Raw genomic sequence first — 15,368 nt, forward strand, 5'->3', positions numbered from 1 at the left:
GCCTCACAGAAACTAGAATGTCACTATATTCCGTGATAAGTCCCGCATGGGGCGGACGGATTTTCCAAGGACCGGCCCCGAGCAGGACCCGTTTCGTCGGCGGGCAGTGGGCACGTGACGCCCCTGTCGGCAGGCGAGACCAGCAGACCCGTGTATACGCCCTGGTAGGGGATGATCATGGAGGACACCACCAAGATCGCGCTCGCAGCCGCTGTGGCTGGGGGATACGTTCTCGGCCGGACGAAGAAGGGGCGCCTGGCGTTCAGCCTCGCGACCTATCTCGCCGGCCGGCGGTTCGGACTCGACCCCGGACAACTGCTCAAGCAAGGGGCCTCCCAGCTCAAGGAGATGCCCCAGTTCGCCGAACTCGGCGAGCAACTGCGTGGCGAGGCTCTCGACGCCGGCCGCAAGGCGCTGACCACCGCGGCCAACCGCAAGCTCGCCGACCTCGCTGACACCCTGCACGAACGCACCCTCGAACTCTCTCGCGGCGGCACCGGCGGCGGACGGGACGACGACGAGCAGGAGGAGGACGAGGAGCAGTACGAGGACGAGGACCAGGAACCGTACGAGGACGAGGAAGACCAGGAGTACGAGGACGAGGACGAGGAGGGCTACGCCCCGGAAGACGAGGAGGACCAAGAGGGCGAGGACGAAGAGGAGGAGCCCCGGGCGGGGGCGGACGAGGACGAGGAGTTCGAGGACGAGGAGGAGGAACCCGAGGAGGAAGAGGAAGAACCTCCCCCGCCGCCACGCCGGACCCGATCCGCCGCCCGCGCCCGCACCGGCAGGCGCGCCGCTCCCGACCGGGAAGTCAGGCAGCGTCCGGCACCGGCGAAGAAGGCGGCGCCCGCGAAGAAGGCCGCACCCGCCAAGCGCGCGCCCGCGAAGAAGGCGGCACCCGCCAGGAAGGAACCGGCCAAGAAGGCGCCGGAGAAGAAGGCCGCACCGGCGAAGAAGGCGGCGGCGAAGAAGAGTGCGGGCAGCAGGCCGGCCTCGAAGACCGCGCCGGCTAGAAAGAGCGCCGCCTCCGGGAACGCGCCCGCCAAGACTGCCGCGAAGAAGAGCAGCCCGCCGCGCAAGAGGACCGCCGCAGGTCAGAGTCCGGCCCGCAAGAGCACGCCTGCGAAGGCCACCGCCAAGAAGACCGCCGGCCGCAGCCCGGCCCGCAAGACGGCCGCCAAGAAGACGGCGGCCCGCAAGCCGTCCACGCGGAGGTAGGCCATGGCATCGTCAGACAGCACCAGCTCCTCCAAGTCCTCCGGACTGGACCAGCTGCTGAACGAACTCTCCGGATTTCTCTCCGCCCAGGCCGACCAACTGGCCGACAAGGCCACCGACAAGCTCTCCGACGTCACCGACCAGCTCAAGGACGTCTCCGACAACAAGGGCAGCTTCTCCGACGTCGCCGGCATCGGCGGACGGCTGCTGCAGGGCGACTCCCCCCTGAAGGCCTTCGCCGGGCAGAAACTCGGCAACCTCAAGGACAAGGTCACCGAGGCCTTCGGGGGCGGTAAGGGCAAGGGCCGCAAGAGCGGCGGCGGCAAGTTGATGAACATCGTCGAGGTCCTGGACGTCGGTCTTCCCCTGCGCACAGTCTACGACCATTGGACGCAGTACGAGGACTTCAGCGGATTCGCCAAGGGCGTCCGGGACGTCTCCCGCGGCGACGACACCACCAGCGACTGGAAAGTCAAGGTCGGTCCGTCCACCCGCAGTTGGAAGGCCACCGTCCAGGAGCAGATCCCCGACGACCGCATCGTGTGGACGTCCGAGGGCGCCAAGGGCACCACCCGCGGCTGCGTCACCTTCCACGAACTCGCCCCGTCCCTGACGCGCATCGTCATCGTCGTCGAGTACTACCCCTCCGGGCTGTTCGAGAAGACCGGCAACCTGTGGCGGGCCCAGGGCCGCCGCCTGCGCCTGGACCTCAAGAACTTCCTGCGCCACGCCATGCTCACCACCGACGAGCCGGAAGGCTGGCGCGGCGAGATCCGAGACGGCGAAGTCGTCCAAACCCACGAGGAAGCCCTCGAAGAAGAACAAGCAGAAGAGGGCGAGGAAGGGGACGGCGACGAGGAAGCCGACGAGGAGTACTCCGACGAGGAGGAGGCAGGGGACGAAGCGGACGAAGAGCAGGACGAGAACGACGAACAAGGCGAGGAGGGTGAGGAGGGCGACCAGGACGACCAGGACGACTACGAGGACACGGAGTACGCGGACGAAGACGAACCGGAGGAGGAGGCAGGGGACGAAGCGGAGGAAGACGAACCGGAGGAGGAGGCAGGGGACGAAGCGGAGGAAGACGAGGATGAGGAGTACGAGACCTCCCCGCCTCGGCGGCGCCGGCGGTCACGCTCCGCATGACCCCAGCGGCGGCACGTGTGAGGGCCGGCGGGTTCCCGCCAGCCCTCACCCCCACGTCCCTCAGCAGAAGCCGCTCCTTCGAAGTCAGTGCTTCAGCGTGTCCTTCGCCTTCTGAACGGTCTGCTTGGCGTCGGCCATCGCCTGCTCACCCCGCCCTTTCGCCTCCAGACTCTCGTTCCCCACAGCCCTGCCCGTGGTCTCCTTCATCTTGCCCTTGGTCGTCTTCGCAACGTTCTTGACCTTCTTGCCTGCACCCATGCCTCTCACCTCCACACGGCCCGACGCGCGGCGTACGAGCTTGTTCGGCGTCTACCCCGGCCGCGAGAACACATACGCGTTACGGACAACTGGTACTAAATGTCGCAAGAATATGCAGTTCGGTAGCGGGCAGACGGCCGGTGGACCAGGTGCGACAGCGTGGTCCCCCTCAGCCGCGCCCAGACGGCCGCTGACGGTATCTCGGACGGTGGGAGATGAATCGCGTGGTGCAGATGACGACGGACGTCACGGGCGCGCCGTGCTGGCTGAGCCTCATGGCGCGCGACCTGCACGCGGCGCAGGAGTTCTACGGGGCCGTGCTCGGCTGGACCTTCCGGCCCACCGGCCTGGGGCAGGGTTTCTCGGTCGCCGTCCTGGACGGAGTACCGGTCGCGGGCATCGGGGCGGTGGCCGCCGACTTCGCGGTTCCCGTCGCCTGGACCACGTACTTCGCGGTCGACGACGCGGATGCGGCGGTGGCTCGCATCCGCGAATCCGGCGGCACCGTCGGGATCGGGCCGGTCGCCTTCCCGCCCGGTGGCCGGGCGGCGCTCGCGACCGATCTCGAGGGCGCGTCCTTCGGCGTCTGGGAAGGGCGCGTCCTGTCCGACTGGCGGGTGGGCGACGGCGAAACTCCCGCGTGGCTGGAACTGCACACCAGGAACTCCTTCGACGCCGCCCTCTTCTACGGCCGGGTGCTGGAGTGGGCCGACGAAAGGAACCCGAACGGCTGCGAGGTCTCCTACGAACAGGACCAGGTCGTACTGCGCCACGAGGGACAGGTCGTGGCACGCCTGAACAGTGGCCCGGCCGAAAGCGGGTCACCCAGCCCGCAGCTGCGCCCCCGCTGGCGAGTCCACTTCGCGGTCCCCGACCGGCGGACCGCCAAAGCGGCGGTCCTCCGGCACGGAGGCACGATCGTCGCTGACGACCCGGCGCCCGGCAGTGGAGAGCAGCACCTCACGGTACGGGACCCGGAGGGCGGCCTGTTCACCCTTGACCGCGCAATCGATCTTTCCCCGCGCCCGCCTTCCGGTGAGACCCAGGACGTTTAGCCCAGGACGTTTAGCCGTCCCCGAACAGTAAAGACGATGAACTGACACAACCCTTATACGACCAGGTGGGAGCGCACACTATGGGCATCATCGCTTGGATTCTCATCGGGCTGCTCGCGGGCCTCATCGCGAAAGCCCTGATGCCGGGCAAGGACCCGGGTGGCATCATCATCACCATCCTCATCGGCATCGCGGGCGGTCTGCTCGGTGGCTGGCTCGGCAAGGTCATCTTCGGCGTCGACTCCATCGACGGCTTCTTCGACCTCTCCACCTGGATCGCCGCCATCATCGGCTCCCTCATCCTCCTGGTCCTGTACCGCCTCCTCACCCGAAGCAGGCACAGCCGCGCCTGACGCGGTCTCCGGGTAGCGAACCGGCCACCCGAAACGGCTCCCACTGATCAAAGTGGGAGCCGTTTCCGTTGCCGCCTGCAGCGGCACCCGTAGTACCGCCCGGATGAACGAATCCGCCCTACCCGCAGCCGAGGGCGGGCATCCACGGCGCCCACACAGGTGGCCCCCCGAGACATCGGGAACGGACCGACTCGGCACCGGGCGGGGCCACCGGGGCAGCAGGGCGGCCTCAGGGGCTCTCTGGCTCCTCATGCGGTCGTGTACCCAGGCGAGGGCCGGCAGACCAGCCCTGGTGGGCCACCCGGCCCTCACAGGCACCGACAAAGGGCCCATCGCTGGCCCGCGCGCTCCACCTCGATCGGATCAGTGACAGTGGGCCAATATGTTGATCGGCCCGCGTGGCTGGCTCACGTGCTCCACCTGTGGATGAACCATGCCGACTGAGGCGCATCAAGCTCCTCGAGATCACTTCGTTCGGTTCCATGAGGAGCACAACGGCATGAGTACTGAGAGAAGGCCAGTCTCGCGGCTCGGCCCCCTGTCCTGTCAGGGCGGCCGACTCGCGGGAGGCGCGGCGGCATCGCTGGCCGCAGTGATCCTCGGCCTCGCCGGCCCAGCGCAGGCGGCCCCCGAGCCGCCGCGGGCAGCCGGAGTCGCAGCGCCCATCACCGCGTCGGGCGGCGACAAGTGCCACGACGGGCGGGGCAACGACGACTACGACTACGACTACGAAGAGGGGGAGAAGACGAGGATCGGTCCGGAGTAGGGGGCGGCGACCGTCTCGATCGGGACAGGTGCAGGGGGGCCAGGGGTCCGGCCGGGCCTCCTGGACCGGCGGGGCCTCCCGGGCCTCCCGGACCTCCCGGACCGGCTGGGGTCAGCGGCTGCGGAAACTCGATCGACTCCATCCTCTCCAACAACACCGAGGAATTCAGCGTCTTCCTCATCAACGGCGTCACCTACGGAGGTCATCGGGACGACCCGCAGACGGGGAACTACAAGCGCGAGGACCTCACCACCCCCACGCAGAACCCCGGATACCCCGCCCCCGCCACCGTCTGTGATGCCACCATCTCGTCCCTGGGTCAGGTGACGAACTTCAAGGTGCTGACCACGACCGGGGCCGTGTACGAGCTGCAGTGCGCCTCCAACGGCACGACCCTCGACTGTGGCAGCCCCACGGCCCCGAGAAGTTGGCAATTGGTCACCATCCAGCCGGTTGCCGGCGGACCCTTCGTCAAGGGGGGCGCGGCCCCGCGGCAGGGCCGGCCGAGTTCGGCGAAGAAGGAACTCGCGACGAGTTCCCTGCGTCCCTGACGCGAAGGCCGTGCTGTGGAGTGCCGTGCCCGGTTCGTCCGGGCACGGCATGCCGGCGAGGTCCGTCCGCTCAGGGGGCTGGCGTACGTGTCGAACTCGATGACTGTGCGGGCCCCGCTGGGCGGTGATCTTCGAAACCGCCTATGGGTGACTTGGCGTCCCGGGATCGCGCCGGCAGTCCGCGGCGCCGGATGGGTGCGGTCTATTCGGCACGGTGCGCCTTGTGCGGGGTGACCTGCAGCCGCCCTGTGGCGGGCAAGGTCCGCCCCGCGGACTGGCGGGCGCGCCTCAGCGGGCCGTCGAAGAGCGCCCGTAGGACTGTTCCGGGCTCGCTGTCGGGAGTCAGCGTGAGGTCGACATGGGCTACCGGATGGCGAGATGTGCCGTCCATCCGTGCGCGGGCCCGGTGGACGCCGGACAGATGCTGGATGTCGGCTGCCAGGGCGTCGCTGAGGGCGCGCTCACGCAGCTCCACTCCGTCCGCCGGCGGCTCGCCGACGGGGATCCGGCCGGGGTGGGTGCGGCGCAGTTGTGCCAGCAGCCACCACAGGGCGAGCAGGACAACGAGGGCCAGCACGGCGATGACGGTGGGCCACCACCATCCTTCGTCCGTCCAGCGGGTCCGGTCGGAGTCGGTGAGCAGGGCGGTTCGCGGATCGGTCAGGGGCCAGCCCTCGGGTGGTCTCATGCGCCAGATCCGGTACAGGTCGAAGCTGCCCGTCAGGACCAGGATGCCGGTTCCCAGCAGGACGATGCCGGTCAGGGCCAGCAGGACTCGGTTGACTGCGGATTTCCTTCTCATGGGATCCGTTCCTGTCTCTCGCTCGGCAGTGAGCGCCTGTGGACGAGCTACCTCCGGGGTGGACGTACGCGAATGCCGAGCCGGGGAGGACGGGCGAGGGCGAGGCGGTCGAGCTCGGTCTGCAGAGCAATCAGCAGATCGGCCTTGACGTCGGCAGGGCCACGGAACCGCGCGTCCGCGCGCACCCTGACGCGGTTTCGAAGGATCCGTACCTTCGCAGCGCTGACACCGGGGACGCGCATGGCGGCATCCCGCAGGAGCAGCACGGCGGCATCGCGGTCCAGTGTGGCCCGCAGGTCGGTGTCCGGAGTTCGCAGGGGCAGTTGGTTGCGCAGGCCGGGGCTGAGTGCGAGAACCAGCAGCCATAGGCCGAGAACGGTGATGACGGCGGCGGCGATCTGGATCCGGACGTCATCCAGTGGTCGGGTGGCGAGTTCGTCGGCGAGGCGGGTACGCCAGCCTGCGGCCGACTGGCCGGCGCGGACTCTGGCGATGTCGAACAGAAGTGTTCCTGCCACGGCCCCGACGAGCAGGGCCGTCACCGCGGCCGGTATGCGGCGGGCGGACCAGGGGCGCTTCGCGGTCGGGTGCGCTCCGGAACGAGGTTTCTCGGTCGCCGGCCCGACGGTGCGGGAGGTGACCGTGTCGGGTTCGGTGGGATGCTCCGTGGTGGCCGGGGGGGCTTGCTCGTGTTTCATCCCGGCTCTCCTTCCCGTGGGCCTGCGGTGCGGTTCACTGCACGCGCCGGTTGTCCGACCCGTCGGCGGGAACCAGGTGCGCGATGTCGAGGGTGCACTCGGTGACCCGCATCCCTGTCAGGTGGGCCACCCGCTCGCTGACGTACCGCTGCACGTGGCGTGAGGCGTCGGCGACGTCGATCGGGTAGGGCAGGTCCATCGTCAATCCCAGCCGCGCGGTACCGCTGCCGGCTGTGACCGACGCGTGTGGGGCCTGCAGCTTGGCCCGGACGGCCCCGGCGGCGGTGTGCGTGCGGCCCGCGAGCGCCTCCCGTGCCGCGCGCGCCGCGATACGGGCCACCACCTTCTCGGGGATCACCGTGGCGCCGCGTTCGGCCGCCGGCAGCGGCGGCGTGGAAGGGGCTGCCGCCGGTTCGGACGGGGGGTGGGCGGGTTGCGCGGTCACTGCCGGTCCCGGGAACGCGTGAAGTCGGACAGTTCGAGGTCACCCTGCACCATGCGGCCGATCACCAGACCCAGCAGACCCAGGAACGCCACGAGCAGGAACGCCCAGAAGCCGCCGAAGAAGGCGGCGAAGCCCAGGGCCATGCCGGCCAGCAGGCCCACGGTTGCTGCGCTCATCTCACTCACCTGCATTTCACGTCGATGTGTCTCGACTCGGAGGCCGAGGGGTTACTGCACGCGACTCTCGCCTTCCTCGTCGTCTTCCTCGTCGGGGAGGTGGACGTCGTCGACGGTGATGTTCACCTCGACGACCTCGAGGCCGGTCATGCGTTCCACAGCGGTGATGACGTTGTCGCGGACCTCAGCGGCGATGTCCACGATGGGAACGCCGTACTCCACTACCACGTCGAGATCGACGGCCGCCTGCCGCTCCCCCACCTCGACCTTCACGCCCCGCGACACGCTGGGCCGGCCCCCCGGAACCTTCTCCGTCACGGCGCCGAGTGTGCGAGCCATCCCGGAGCCGAGACTGTGGATGCCCGGCACCTCGCGTGTGGCCATCCCTGCGATCTTCTCGACCACGCTGTCGGCGATCGAGGTCCGGCCGCGCGTCTCGGGCGCCGTCCCGGCGCCGGTGTGGCCTGTGAGCGTCTTGCCCGCAGGACGGGATTCACCGCCTGCGGCGGGGTTGATGGTGTCCGACATGAGGACCTCCCCAGGGTGTCCGGGCGGACGCCGTTCGGCGCCCTCATGTCTTGGACACATCGCACGCACTTTCCTCACTCCTCACGCTGTGGACTCCTCACGCTGTGGCCACAGCGCCTACGATCGAAGAGTGCGTACGCGGGCCGCGACCGGCGTCTTCGGCAGAAGGGCAGCGGCGGATGCGCAATCGGACCAGTGCATCGTCCCTGAGCGGCACGGCCCGCCCACAGCGGCCGGCGCCGCAGACCTTCGCCTGCGTTGCCGCGGGCCCGGGCAACTTGAGCGACGCGGACGACGGGGTGCTCACGGTTCGGGCTGCCGAAGGAGACGAGGAAGCCTTCGCGCTCCTCGTCCGCAGGCACAGCAGCCGTCTGCTCTCCCTCGCTCAGCATCTGCTCGGCAATCGGGCGGACGCCGAGGACGCGGTCCAGGACGCCCTCCTCAGCGCCTGGAGACAGCTCCCGGGTTTCCGTCACACCGCCTCCTTCGGGACGTGGATGTATCGCATCGTGACGAACTGCTGCCTCAACACCCTGCGCCGCAGGCCTCGGCCTCTGCCCCTGGAAGCGGCCCCCGAGCCCCCCGCCGTGGACGCCGACAGCTCACCACCCCGCATGGCCGAGACGAGAGCCGCGGCAGCCGCCCTCACACGAGCGCTCCTGGAGATAGGACCCGAGCTGCGCGTGTGCTGGGTCCTCAGAGAGCTGCACGGCCTGCACTACGAGGAGATCGCCATCGTGGTGGGCACCAGCGAACAAACGGTGCGCGGCAGACTCTTCCGCGCACGACGCGCTTTGATGGAGGCGATGCGCCCATGGCGCTAGACGACCCGCACCCGACCTCCGCGACCAAGGCCGACCCTCCCCCACGCCCCGATGCCGAGCGCCTTGCCGGCTCGGAGCTGCTGCCCTGCGGACGCCTCCTCAAGCGCGCCTGGGACCAGGCCCGCGGTCCTGCCCGTGCCGCGGACCTTCACACCAGCCACTGTCCCTACTGCCGCGAGGCCATCGAGGGACTGACGTCCCTGGAGCGAGCCACCCGTGCCCTGCGCGGCGAGGAGCAGCCCGATGGCCACAGCCTCGCCACCAAAGTGATCAACGCCGTGCGTGCCGAGGCGAGGCTGGGCGCCATGCTGCTGCTCAATGACGCGGGACACGACCTTCGGATCGCCGAGACCGCCGCCGCGAAGATACTGCGCCGAGCGGCCGACGCAGTCCCCGGTACCCGCGCCGCCAGCTGTCGGCTGATCCCCGCGCAGGGCGTGCATCCACACCATGTCGCCGCCATCACCGTGTCCACCACGCTCGACCAACCGTTGCGAGAGCGGGCCGAAGCGGTACGCCAAGCCGTCCTCCACGCGGCTCAGCACGTCCTGGGCATCGCGGTCACCGCCGTCGACGTGGAAGTCACCGCCGTGCTGGAACGCTCCCGCCGGCCGAGGCTCGAACCATTCGAACCGAGCGGACGATGACCGCCTCCACCTGGGAGGGCGTTCACCGGGCTGCGGCAGAGGCCGTCCTCGGCGTTCCAGGGGTGGAGGCACTTCAACCCACGCCGGCCGACCGACTCGCTCTCGCCGCCTCCCACGCACGTCACGCCATGACCTCATCGACCACACCGCCTTGCGAAGGCGCGGGCATCCGCTGCGAACGCACCCCGGACGGGGGCTGCCACGTGGAAGTGCGGTGCATCCTGCGCACCGACCGCCGCGTCGTGGACATCGCCCGCCAGGTACGCGATGAGGTGAAGGACGCCGTCACCGCCCACCTGGCTCAGCACCGAAAAGTCGTCCCCGTCCTGGTTACGGTCACGGTCACCCGAATCGTCTGAATCTCCGACCGCGCATGGCACCGCCCGCCTGCCGGCCGGCCCGGGAACACCCGTCCCGTAGCGCACACGATTGACAGGAGACTCGGCCATGACCCGCACAACGCAGCGCTTCGAGCGGGCACCGGATCCCGCTCGGATGCTGAGCGTCTACCTCAACGACCACCTGGCAGGAGCAGGAGCCGGCGTGGCCCTGTTCCACAGAATGTCGCAGACCCACACCGGAACGCCCGCCGGTCGCCGGCTGGCGGAACTGGCCGCCGAAGTCACCGAAGACCGGGAGAGTCTGCGCGAGCTCATGACGGTGCTCGACGTACCGCTCATGCATCACAAGATCCTGCTGGGCATCGCCGCGGAGAGGGCGGGGCGGCTCAAGCTCAACGGCCGCCTCGTCTCCCGTTCCCCGCTGAGCAATATCCTCGAACTGGAGGCAGCCCGAGTGGGGGTGGAGGGCAAGAAGGAGCTGTGGCGGACGCTACGAGCACTGTCTCGAACCGATTCCCGAATCGACGGAGAAGCCGTAGGTCGGCTGCTGGCCCGAGCGGAGCGGCAGGCGGACGCCCTGGAAACCATGCGGCTGACGGCCCTGGAGCGCACCTTCCACTCCGGGCCCTGTTCAGGAAACTCGCCGGCCCCGCGCGGTAGAGGTATCTCCTGGAAAAGGGGCTGGTCACCCTGATGAATGGGGGATGCACACCTACCCGTACGGCCCCACCGCCATGAGGGTGATCACGCAAGATCGGGGTATGCGCATTGCGGATGATGGGGCGCCCAGGCATTGAGCGCCCCACCCCTGGAGCGTATCCCCCATGCGCGAACTGGAGGACACCATGATCGTTCTCGGCGTCATCCTTCTCATCGTCGGATTCCTCACGAGCATCAGCATCCTGTGGACGATCGGCATCATCCTCGTCGTCATCGGAGCCATCCTGTGGATCGTCGGCGCACTCGGACACTCCGTAGGCGGCCGCAAGCACTACTGGTGAAACATCGCCACCCCACCAGCGGAGAAATCGCTCCCCGGCGGCCTCCGCATGTCACCGCAACGCGTGCGCAACCCCCTTTTCTGAGTAAGGGCTTGGGCGTCGCGCCGTTCTGGGTGCGGGGCATGGGCGTCGCGCGGCTCGTCAGTGACGTAGCCGGGCGGCTGCGGCCAGAATGGGGGTGCTCACGACGGTGGCCGCGGCGCCGAGTGTGGTGTCGGTGGCCAGGATCCACCGGACGGTCTTCATGGCCAGGGTGAGGACTTCGCTGCCGCGCCGGCGCATGCCGGCCTCGAAGTGGTCCACGGCGTCGGTGAGGGTGGCGGTGCCGTGGGCGACGGCGCTGACGTGCGTGAGCAGGCTGGCGGCGTCGCGGATGGCCGCGCCCGCTCCCATTCCGGCGGTGGGCGGTGTGGCGTGGACAGCGTCGCCCAAGGCGGTGATACGACCCGCAGTCCAGGGCGCGAGATCCTCCGCGCGGGTGGAAGCGGCGTTGAAACGGAATCCGGCCACGCTGTGCGGGTCGGCTCGGGCGATGACCTCCAGTGTGTGCTCGGCCCAACCCCGCTCGCGGAATCGGGTGAGCAGCGCGGCCTGCAGTTCACCGCCACGCAGGGTGCGCAGGGAATCGGTGCCGGCGGATTCGGGGAACATGGCGCCCCAGATGTAGGTGGGTCCGGTCGTGACCGACATCCGCAACTCGGGGGCGTCGAGCGCGGTGTTGCCGACCGGGTCAAGGAAGCCGACGTAGAGCGCTCCTGCGCGCGGGCCGATCGCCAGCCCCGATCGCGGCCCGAGTCGCCGGTGCTCGCCGGGGCTGAGATCTCGCCGGAGGGTGCGGCCGGAGAACCCGATGATGCCCGCCGGGCTGTTGGTCGGGCCTCCCGCCAAGTGGCGGGCGACTAAGGAGTGGGTGCCGTCCGCGCCCACCACCAGGTCCGCTGAGACCGGCGCCGCGTCGGTGAACAGCACTTGGGGCGCGCCGTGGTCATCGTGGCCGACGCCGGACACATTGCGTCCCAAGTGCAGGCCATCTCCGACAGCTTCGGCGAGCAGCATCCGCAGGGTGATCCGATCGACGTCGATACTCGCGCTGTCGTTGAGGTCCGGCCCGTGCCCCAGCAGCCGGCCGCGGCGATCCCAGAACGCGTCGCGCTCGCGCAGTCGCAGCGCCGACCCCGATGCCAGCAGCCGCTGCATGATCTGCGGTTCCACCAGATCTCTCAGCGCCGACTGCGCCCGCTCGTCCAGGGTGATGTGGTAGCCGCCCGTCGCCGCCACATCGGTGTCCCGGTCGAACACCGCCACATCGAACCCCCGGCGACGCAGCCCCGCCCCCAATGCAAGCCCGCCGATCCCGCCACCCACCACGAGTACCCGCATGCCCGACACCGTCCTTTCCGCCGTTGTTCACTGAACAGAGCCCACCCTGGCACCGGTAGTGGACACCGAGTGGCCACTACCGGTCATGATGGGACGATGGCGAACACCTCACACCGGGCTCTGCGGCTCTTGTCTCTCCTCGGATCAGGACGGCGGTGGTCGCTGCGCGAGCTCGCCACCCGGCTCGGGACCAGCGAACGCACGGTCCGTCGCGACATCGAGACTCTGCGCGCGCTCGATTACCCCATCGCCACCATCCACGGCCCCGATGGCGGCTACCGGCTCGGAGCCGGGCGAACCCTGCCGCCGTTGCTGTTCGACCACGACCAGGCCCTCGCGGTCGCGGTGGCCCTGCAGACCGCGCCAAGCACGATGTTCGGCCTGAGGGACGACGCGGCGCGGGCACTGGCGGCTCTGCACCAGGTCATGCCCCCTGCGCTGCGGGCGTCCATGGAGTCCCTGCGCCTGACTCGGCTGCAGAACTATTGGGAGTTCCCGGCGCCCCCCATCGACCCGGCCGCCCTCACCGCCGTCGGAACCGCGGTACGCCACCGCCACCTGCTCGTCACCGAAACACTGCGTCCCGACGGCACACGCCCCGAACCCGGTGACCCCGACCACCTGCCCGCTCACCGCATTGAGCCGCACCACCTGGTTCTCTGGGCCGCCCGGTGGTATCTGGTCGCCTACGACCTCACCGACAATGAATGGCGAGTGCGTCGCGTCGATCGACTGCACCCCCGCCCCACCACACAGTGCTTCGCCGCCCGTGCGCTTCCCCACCCCGACCTCGCCCAGTTCGTGATGAGCACCCACGACCGCGGCGACACCCCCGCCGTCTGGCAGTGCACCGGCACGGCCCGGCTCAACCTGCCCGCTCACATCGTGGCCCGCTGGGCGCCGGGCGGTTCCGTCGTGGAACACATCGACACCGAGTACTGCCGGCTCACTCTCGGCGCCTGGTCCTGGGCAGGCATCGCCGGCATCCTCGCCACCTTCGACACCGAACTCACCGACCTCCGCCCACCCGAACTCGTCCAGGCATGCCGCCGTCTCACACGCCGGTGGTCCACCATTGCCGACACCGAGAGCCTCGGTCCTTCAAATGAATGAGCAGTCCCCGCCGCGCCGGGCGCCGGGAGCCGCCGCACAGCCCTCGTTGTCCGCGGGTCGCGACAGCGCCCGTACTTTCTTGCTTGGGACACGGGTCGGCGGCATCCGCTGAGCTGCGGCCGTCCCCCTGGTCACGCGCTTTCGGCCGGACCGCGGCCCGGCGGGTGCCGGTGTGAGAGCGAGGCTGCTCTGGCCGAGCGGGCGTACTCGGTGGGAGTCTGGCCGTACTGCTTCTTGAAGGCTCGGGTGAAGTGACTGCCGTCCGCGAACTGCCAGTGTGCGGCAAGTTCCGTAATGCTCAGGCGCCCTGACGGCGCGGCAAGGGCGAGCCGGGCCTCATGCAGTCGCCGGTGGCGGATGTACGTGGTCACCTGCTCGCCCACCGCGGCGAATGCCCGGTGCAGCGTGCGGACGGAGACGTTGAGTTCACGCGCAAGCATCGCCGGAGCGAGTTCGGGGTCAGCGAGCCGACGGTCCGCGAGGTCCTTGGCAGCCTGCGTGAGCGCGGGGGCCAACCGGGGTTCCACGTCGTCGAACCGGCCCTGCGCCACCGCCTTGGCCAACTCGACCAGGGTGCCTTGGGCGGCTGCCACGCCGGCCGGGCCGAGGTCGGCCACGGTTGTGTGAATCACGTCTGTGAGGGCCGTCAGCAAGCGCATCTCGGCCGAGTCCGCCGGCCCGGTGACGACCCGAGTCCCGAGCAGGGGTTTCAGCTCGCCGGGGGGCAGGACGAGGAACTTCGCCGTGAGGTGCGCCGTCGTCTCGAAGGCCGTCAGGCGCCCGAGGTGCCGAACGAGGAACTGTCCGGCCGACACGGTCTGGTCGCCGTGACCGGGCGGGCCGCCAAGGGTCCATGCGCCGCGCCGCACGACGTACATGGCAACCAGATCCTGATCGCCGCCCGGGACGTCAGCGGTACGGGTTGCCGACGCGGCGTGAAGATCGGCGATCGCCGCGCCGTGCACCTTGGCCACCCTGCCCTTGACTCGGAAATCACCGACCGTGTCCGTGCTGAACGCCGGCAGTTGGAAGACATCGTCGCCTACCTGTGTCTCCCACCCGCGGCGAAAAGCGTCGAGCCCCCGCGGTGCGGCGCCCCGGGCGGTCGAGTCCACTGCGAAGACCCCGCGCGCACCGTCGACCGCCGCTCCCGTACCGTGCATCCCTCTGCGATCCCCTCGTATGCATTGCGTCAACGCCGTCCTGTGGTGATCGTGTTCCTTAGGACGCCGCCATGACTCATGTGGACACCGGGCCAATCTTCCTATGGACGGCTCGCATGACAACGGTCGAGAGGAGCGCCCGAGGCCGGCGAATGCGGGTGTGCACCTGCACGCGGGTACCGGCCGGTCCAGCCGGGGCGAGCCGGCTGACCCGGCGGCCGACAAGCAGTATCTGGACCGGCCCCACCCCCGCTTGCCAAGGAGGCGTGCGAGGCGTCGGCAGTCAGCGGGCGATCGAGATCGCGAAGGGGGTGAATCCGTTGGACCGGATGACGTGCGGGACGAACAGGATCGCGGCCTCCGTGGCGCGGGCGGTCTGGATGCCGCCGAGATCGATGATCCACTCCTTGTGCCAGCCAAGGTCGACGAGCAGTTCACCGACGGCCTGTTTGGCTTGCGGGTCGTCGCCGGAGAGGAAGACGTTGGGAGCCTGGGTGAGCGTGACCGGCGCGGTCATCACCGGGAAGAGCATGGTGTTGAGTGTCTTGACGACGTACGTTTCGGGAAGCGCTTCCTGGAGTCGTTCGGCGAGGCTTGAGCCGGGGTAGATCAGGCCGGCGGGCAGTCCGTCCGGTCCGTCGATCGTGGCGTTGGAGACGTCGACGAGGATCTTGTCCCGCAGTTCCTCGCTCAGGGCGGCGAGACGTTCCAGGGAGCCGGCGCCCGGGGTCGCGTTGATGACGATCCGGGCCGCCCGGGCGGCATCGGCGGCGGCCCCAGGGGCACGGTCCGCGACGGTCACCTCGTGCCCGGCTCGGGTGAGGGCCGTGGTCAGGTTGCCGCCGACGCGGCCGTTTCCGAGTACTGCGATCGTGGTCATGGTGATCTGGTCCTTCCGTA

The 15,368-nt window shown here is 69.4% G+C and carries 21 protein-coding genes; 12 read left to right on the plus strand and 9 right to left on the minus strand.

The features are described 5' to 3' along the window. The first annotated feature begins 177 nt into the window (after positions 1 to 177). Positions 178 to 1,221, plus strand: coding sequence for a histone protein (locus tag ACIRO3_RS30245; protein WP_404142025.1), 1,044 nt, complete (start codon positions 178 to 180; stop codon positions 1,219 to 1,221). 3 nt (positions 1,222 to 1,224) lie between these two features. Further along, on the plus strand, positions 1,225 to 2,367 hold the full coding sequence (locus ACIRO3_RS30250) for an SRPBCC family protein (RefSeq protein WP_404142027.1): 1,143 nt from the start codon (positions 1,225 to 1,227) through the stop codon (positions 2,365 to 2,367). An 84-nt stretch (positions 2,368 to 2,451) separates the two neighbouring features. Here ACIRO3_RS30250 and ACIRO3_RS30255 read toward each other — a convergent pair whose 3' ends face one another. Next, entirely contained in the window at positions 2,452 to 2,625 is a 174-nt protein-coding gene (locus tag ACIRO3_RS30255; protein ID WP_404142029.1) for a CsbD family protein, read from the minus strand. A 233-nt stretch (positions 2,626 to 2,858) separates the two neighbouring features. Between ACIRO3_RS30255 and ACIRO3_RS30260 the strand changes: the two genes are divergently transcribed. The 4 genes from ACIRO3_RS30260 (at position 2,859) to ACIRO3_RS30275 (ending at position 5,350) form a co-directional block, all read left to right on the plus strand. Continuing rightward, a complete protein-coding gene (locus tag ACIRO3_RS30260; RefSeq protein ID WP_404142249.1) occupies positions 2,859 to 3,680 on the plus strand; it encodes a VOC family protein in 822 nt (273 codons plus the stop codon). An 80-nt stretch (positions 3,681 to 3,760) separates the two neighbouring features. Next, positions 3,761 to 4,033, plus strand: a complete 273-nt coding sequence (locus ACIRO3_RS30265; protein WP_404142031.1) for a GlsB/YeaQ/YmgE family stress response membrane protein — start codon at positions 3,761 to 3,763, stop codon at positions 4,031 to 4,033. A 499-nt stretch (positions 4,034 to 4,532) separates the two neighbouring features. Next, positions 4,533 to 4,799: a hypothetical protein gene (locus ACIRO3_RS30270; protein ID WP_404142033.1), complete on the plus strand. Its 267-nt coding sequence runs from the start codon at positions 4,533 to 4,535 to the stop codon at positions 4,797 to 4,799. A 323-nt stretch (positions 4,800 to 5,122) separates the two neighbouring features. Beyond that, the gene (locus tag ACIRO3_RS30275; protein WP_404142035.1) at positions 5,123 to 5,350 is read left to right on the plus strand and encodes a hypothetical protein; all 228 of its coding nucleotides are present in this window, start codon (positions 5,123 to 5,125) and stop codon (positions 5,348 to 5,350) included. Positions 5,351 to 5,552: 202 nt separating this feature from the next. On the opposite strand, the gene amaP is transcribed toward ACIRO3_RS30275, so the two are convergent. The 5 genes from amaP to ACIRO3_RS30300 are packed head-to-tail and all read right to left on the minus strand — an operon-like array spanning position 5,553 to position 7,999. Further along, complete coding sequence (amaP, locus tag ACIRO3_RS30280) at positions 5,553 to 6,152, minus strand: alkaline shock response membrane anchor protein AmaP (protein WP_404142037.1); 600 nt, start codon at positions 6,150 to 6,152, stop codon at positions 5,553 to 5,555. 47 nt (positions 6,153 to 6,199) lie between these two features. Then, on the minus strand, positions 6,200 to 6,850 hold the full coding sequence (locus ACIRO3_RS30285; RefSeq protein ID WP_404142039.1) for a DUF6286 domain-containing protein: 651 nt from the start codon (positions 6,848 to 6,850) through the stop codon (positions 6,200 to 6,202). Between the two features lie 34 nt (positions 6,851 to 6,884). Beyond that, positions 6,885 to 7,295 (minus strand): Asp23/Gls24 family envelope stress response protein, encoded by a 411-nt coding sequence (locus ACIRO3_RS30290; RefSeq protein WP_404142041.1) that lies wholly within the window; start codon positions 7,293 to 7,295, stop codon positions 6,885 to 6,887. Next, positions 7,292 to 7,471 (minus strand): DUF2273 domain-containing protein, encoded by a 180-nt coding sequence (locus ACIRO3_RS30295; protein WP_073907229.1) that lies wholly within the window; start codon positions 7,469 to 7,471, stop codon positions 7,292 to 7,294. Before ACIRO3_RS30295 ends, ACIRO3_RS30290 begins: the two co-directional genes overlap by 4 nt. 51 nt (positions 7,472 to 7,522) lie before the next feature. Then, positions 7,523 to 7,999, minus strand: coding sequence for an Asp23/Gls24 family envelope stress response protein (locus tag ACIRO3_RS30300; protein ID WP_404142043.1), 477 nt, complete (start codon positions 7,997 to 7,999; stop codon positions 7,523 to 7,525). Positions 8,000 to 8,277: 278 nt separating this feature from the next. Between ACIRO3_RS30300 and ACIRO3_RS30305 the strand changes: the two genes are divergently transcribed. From ACIRO3_RS30305 to ACIRO3_RS30325, 5 genes are all read left to right on the plus strand, one after another. Beyond that, positions 8,278 to 8,823, plus strand: coding sequence for an RNA polymerase sigma factor (locus ACIRO3_RS30305; RefSeq protein ID WP_404142045.1), 546 nt, complete (start codon positions 8,278 to 8,280; stop codon positions 8,821 to 8,823). Next, a complete protein-coding gene (locus ACIRO3_RS30310) occupies positions 8,814 to 9,470 on the plus strand; it encodes a hypothetical protein (protein WP_404142047.1) in 657 nt (218 codons plus the stop codon). Before ACIRO3_RS30305 ends, ACIRO3_RS30310 begins: the two co-directional genes overlap by 10 nt. 128 nt (positions 9,471 to 9,598) lie before the next feature. Further along, the gene (locus ACIRO3_RS30315) at positions 9,599 to 9,829 is read left to right on the plus strand and encodes a hypothetical protein (RefSeq protein WP_404142049.1); all 231 of its coding nucleotides are present in this window, start codon (positions 9,599 to 9,601) and stop codon (positions 9,827 to 9,829) included. Between the two features lie 88 nt (positions 9,830 to 9,917). After that, on the plus strand, positions 9,918 to 10,505 hold the full coding sequence (locus ACIRO3_RS30320; protein ID WP_404142051.1) for a hypothetical protein: 588 nt from the start codon (positions 9,918 to 9,920) through the stop codon (positions 10,503 to 10,505). Between the two features lie 151 nt (positions 10,506 to 10,656). Then, positions 10,657 to 10,812, plus strand: coding sequence for a DUF6131 family protein (locus tag ACIRO3_RS30325; protein ID WP_361783740.1), 156 nt, complete (start codon positions 10,657 to 10,659; stop codon positions 10,810 to 10,812). A gap of 141 nt (positions 10,813 to 10,953) precedes the next feature. Here ACIRO3_RS30325 and ACIRO3_RS30330 read toward each other — a convergent pair whose 3' ends face one another. After that, the gene (locus tag ACIRO3_RS30330; protein ID WP_404142052.1) at positions 10,954 to 12,192 is read right to left on the minus strand and encodes an FAD-dependent oxidoreductase; all 1,239 of its coding nucleotides are present in this window, start codon (positions 12,190 to 12,192) and stop codon (positions 10,954 to 10,956) included. Positions 12,193 to 12,288: 96 nt separating this feature from the next. Here ACIRO3_RS30330 and ACIRO3_RS30335 point away from each other — a divergent pair, with 96 nt between their 5' ends. Beyond that, the gene (locus ACIRO3_RS30335; protein WP_404142054.1) at positions 12,289 to 13,305 is read left to right on the plus strand and encodes a helix-turn-helix transcriptional regulator; all 1,017 of its coding nucleotides are present in this window, start codon (positions 12,289 to 12,291) and stop codon (positions 13,303 to 13,305) included. A 131-nt stretch (positions 13,306 to 13,436) separates the two neighbouring features. Here the strand turns inward: ACIRO3_RS30335 and ACIRO3_RS30340 are convergent, their stop codons facing one another. Further along, positions 13,437 to 14,420, minus strand: coding sequence for a helix-turn-helix domain-containing protein (locus ACIRO3_RS30340; protein WP_404142056.1), 984 nt, complete (start codon positions 14,418 to 14,420; stop codon positions 13,437 to 13,439). Positions 14,421 to 14,751: 331 nt separating this feature from the next. Next, entirely contained in the window at positions 14,752 to 15,348 is a 597-nt protein-coding gene (locus ACIRO3_RS30345) for an NADPH-dependent F420 reductase (RefSeq protein WP_404142058.1), read from the minus strand. Between the last annotated feature and the right edge of the window lie 20 nt (positions 15,349 to 15,368).

It is taken from the genome of Streptomyces sp. NPDC102278 (assembly GCF_044766345.1).
Taxonomy (GTDB): Bacteria; Actinomycetota; Actinomycetes; order Streptomycetales; family Streptomycetaceae; genus Streptomyces.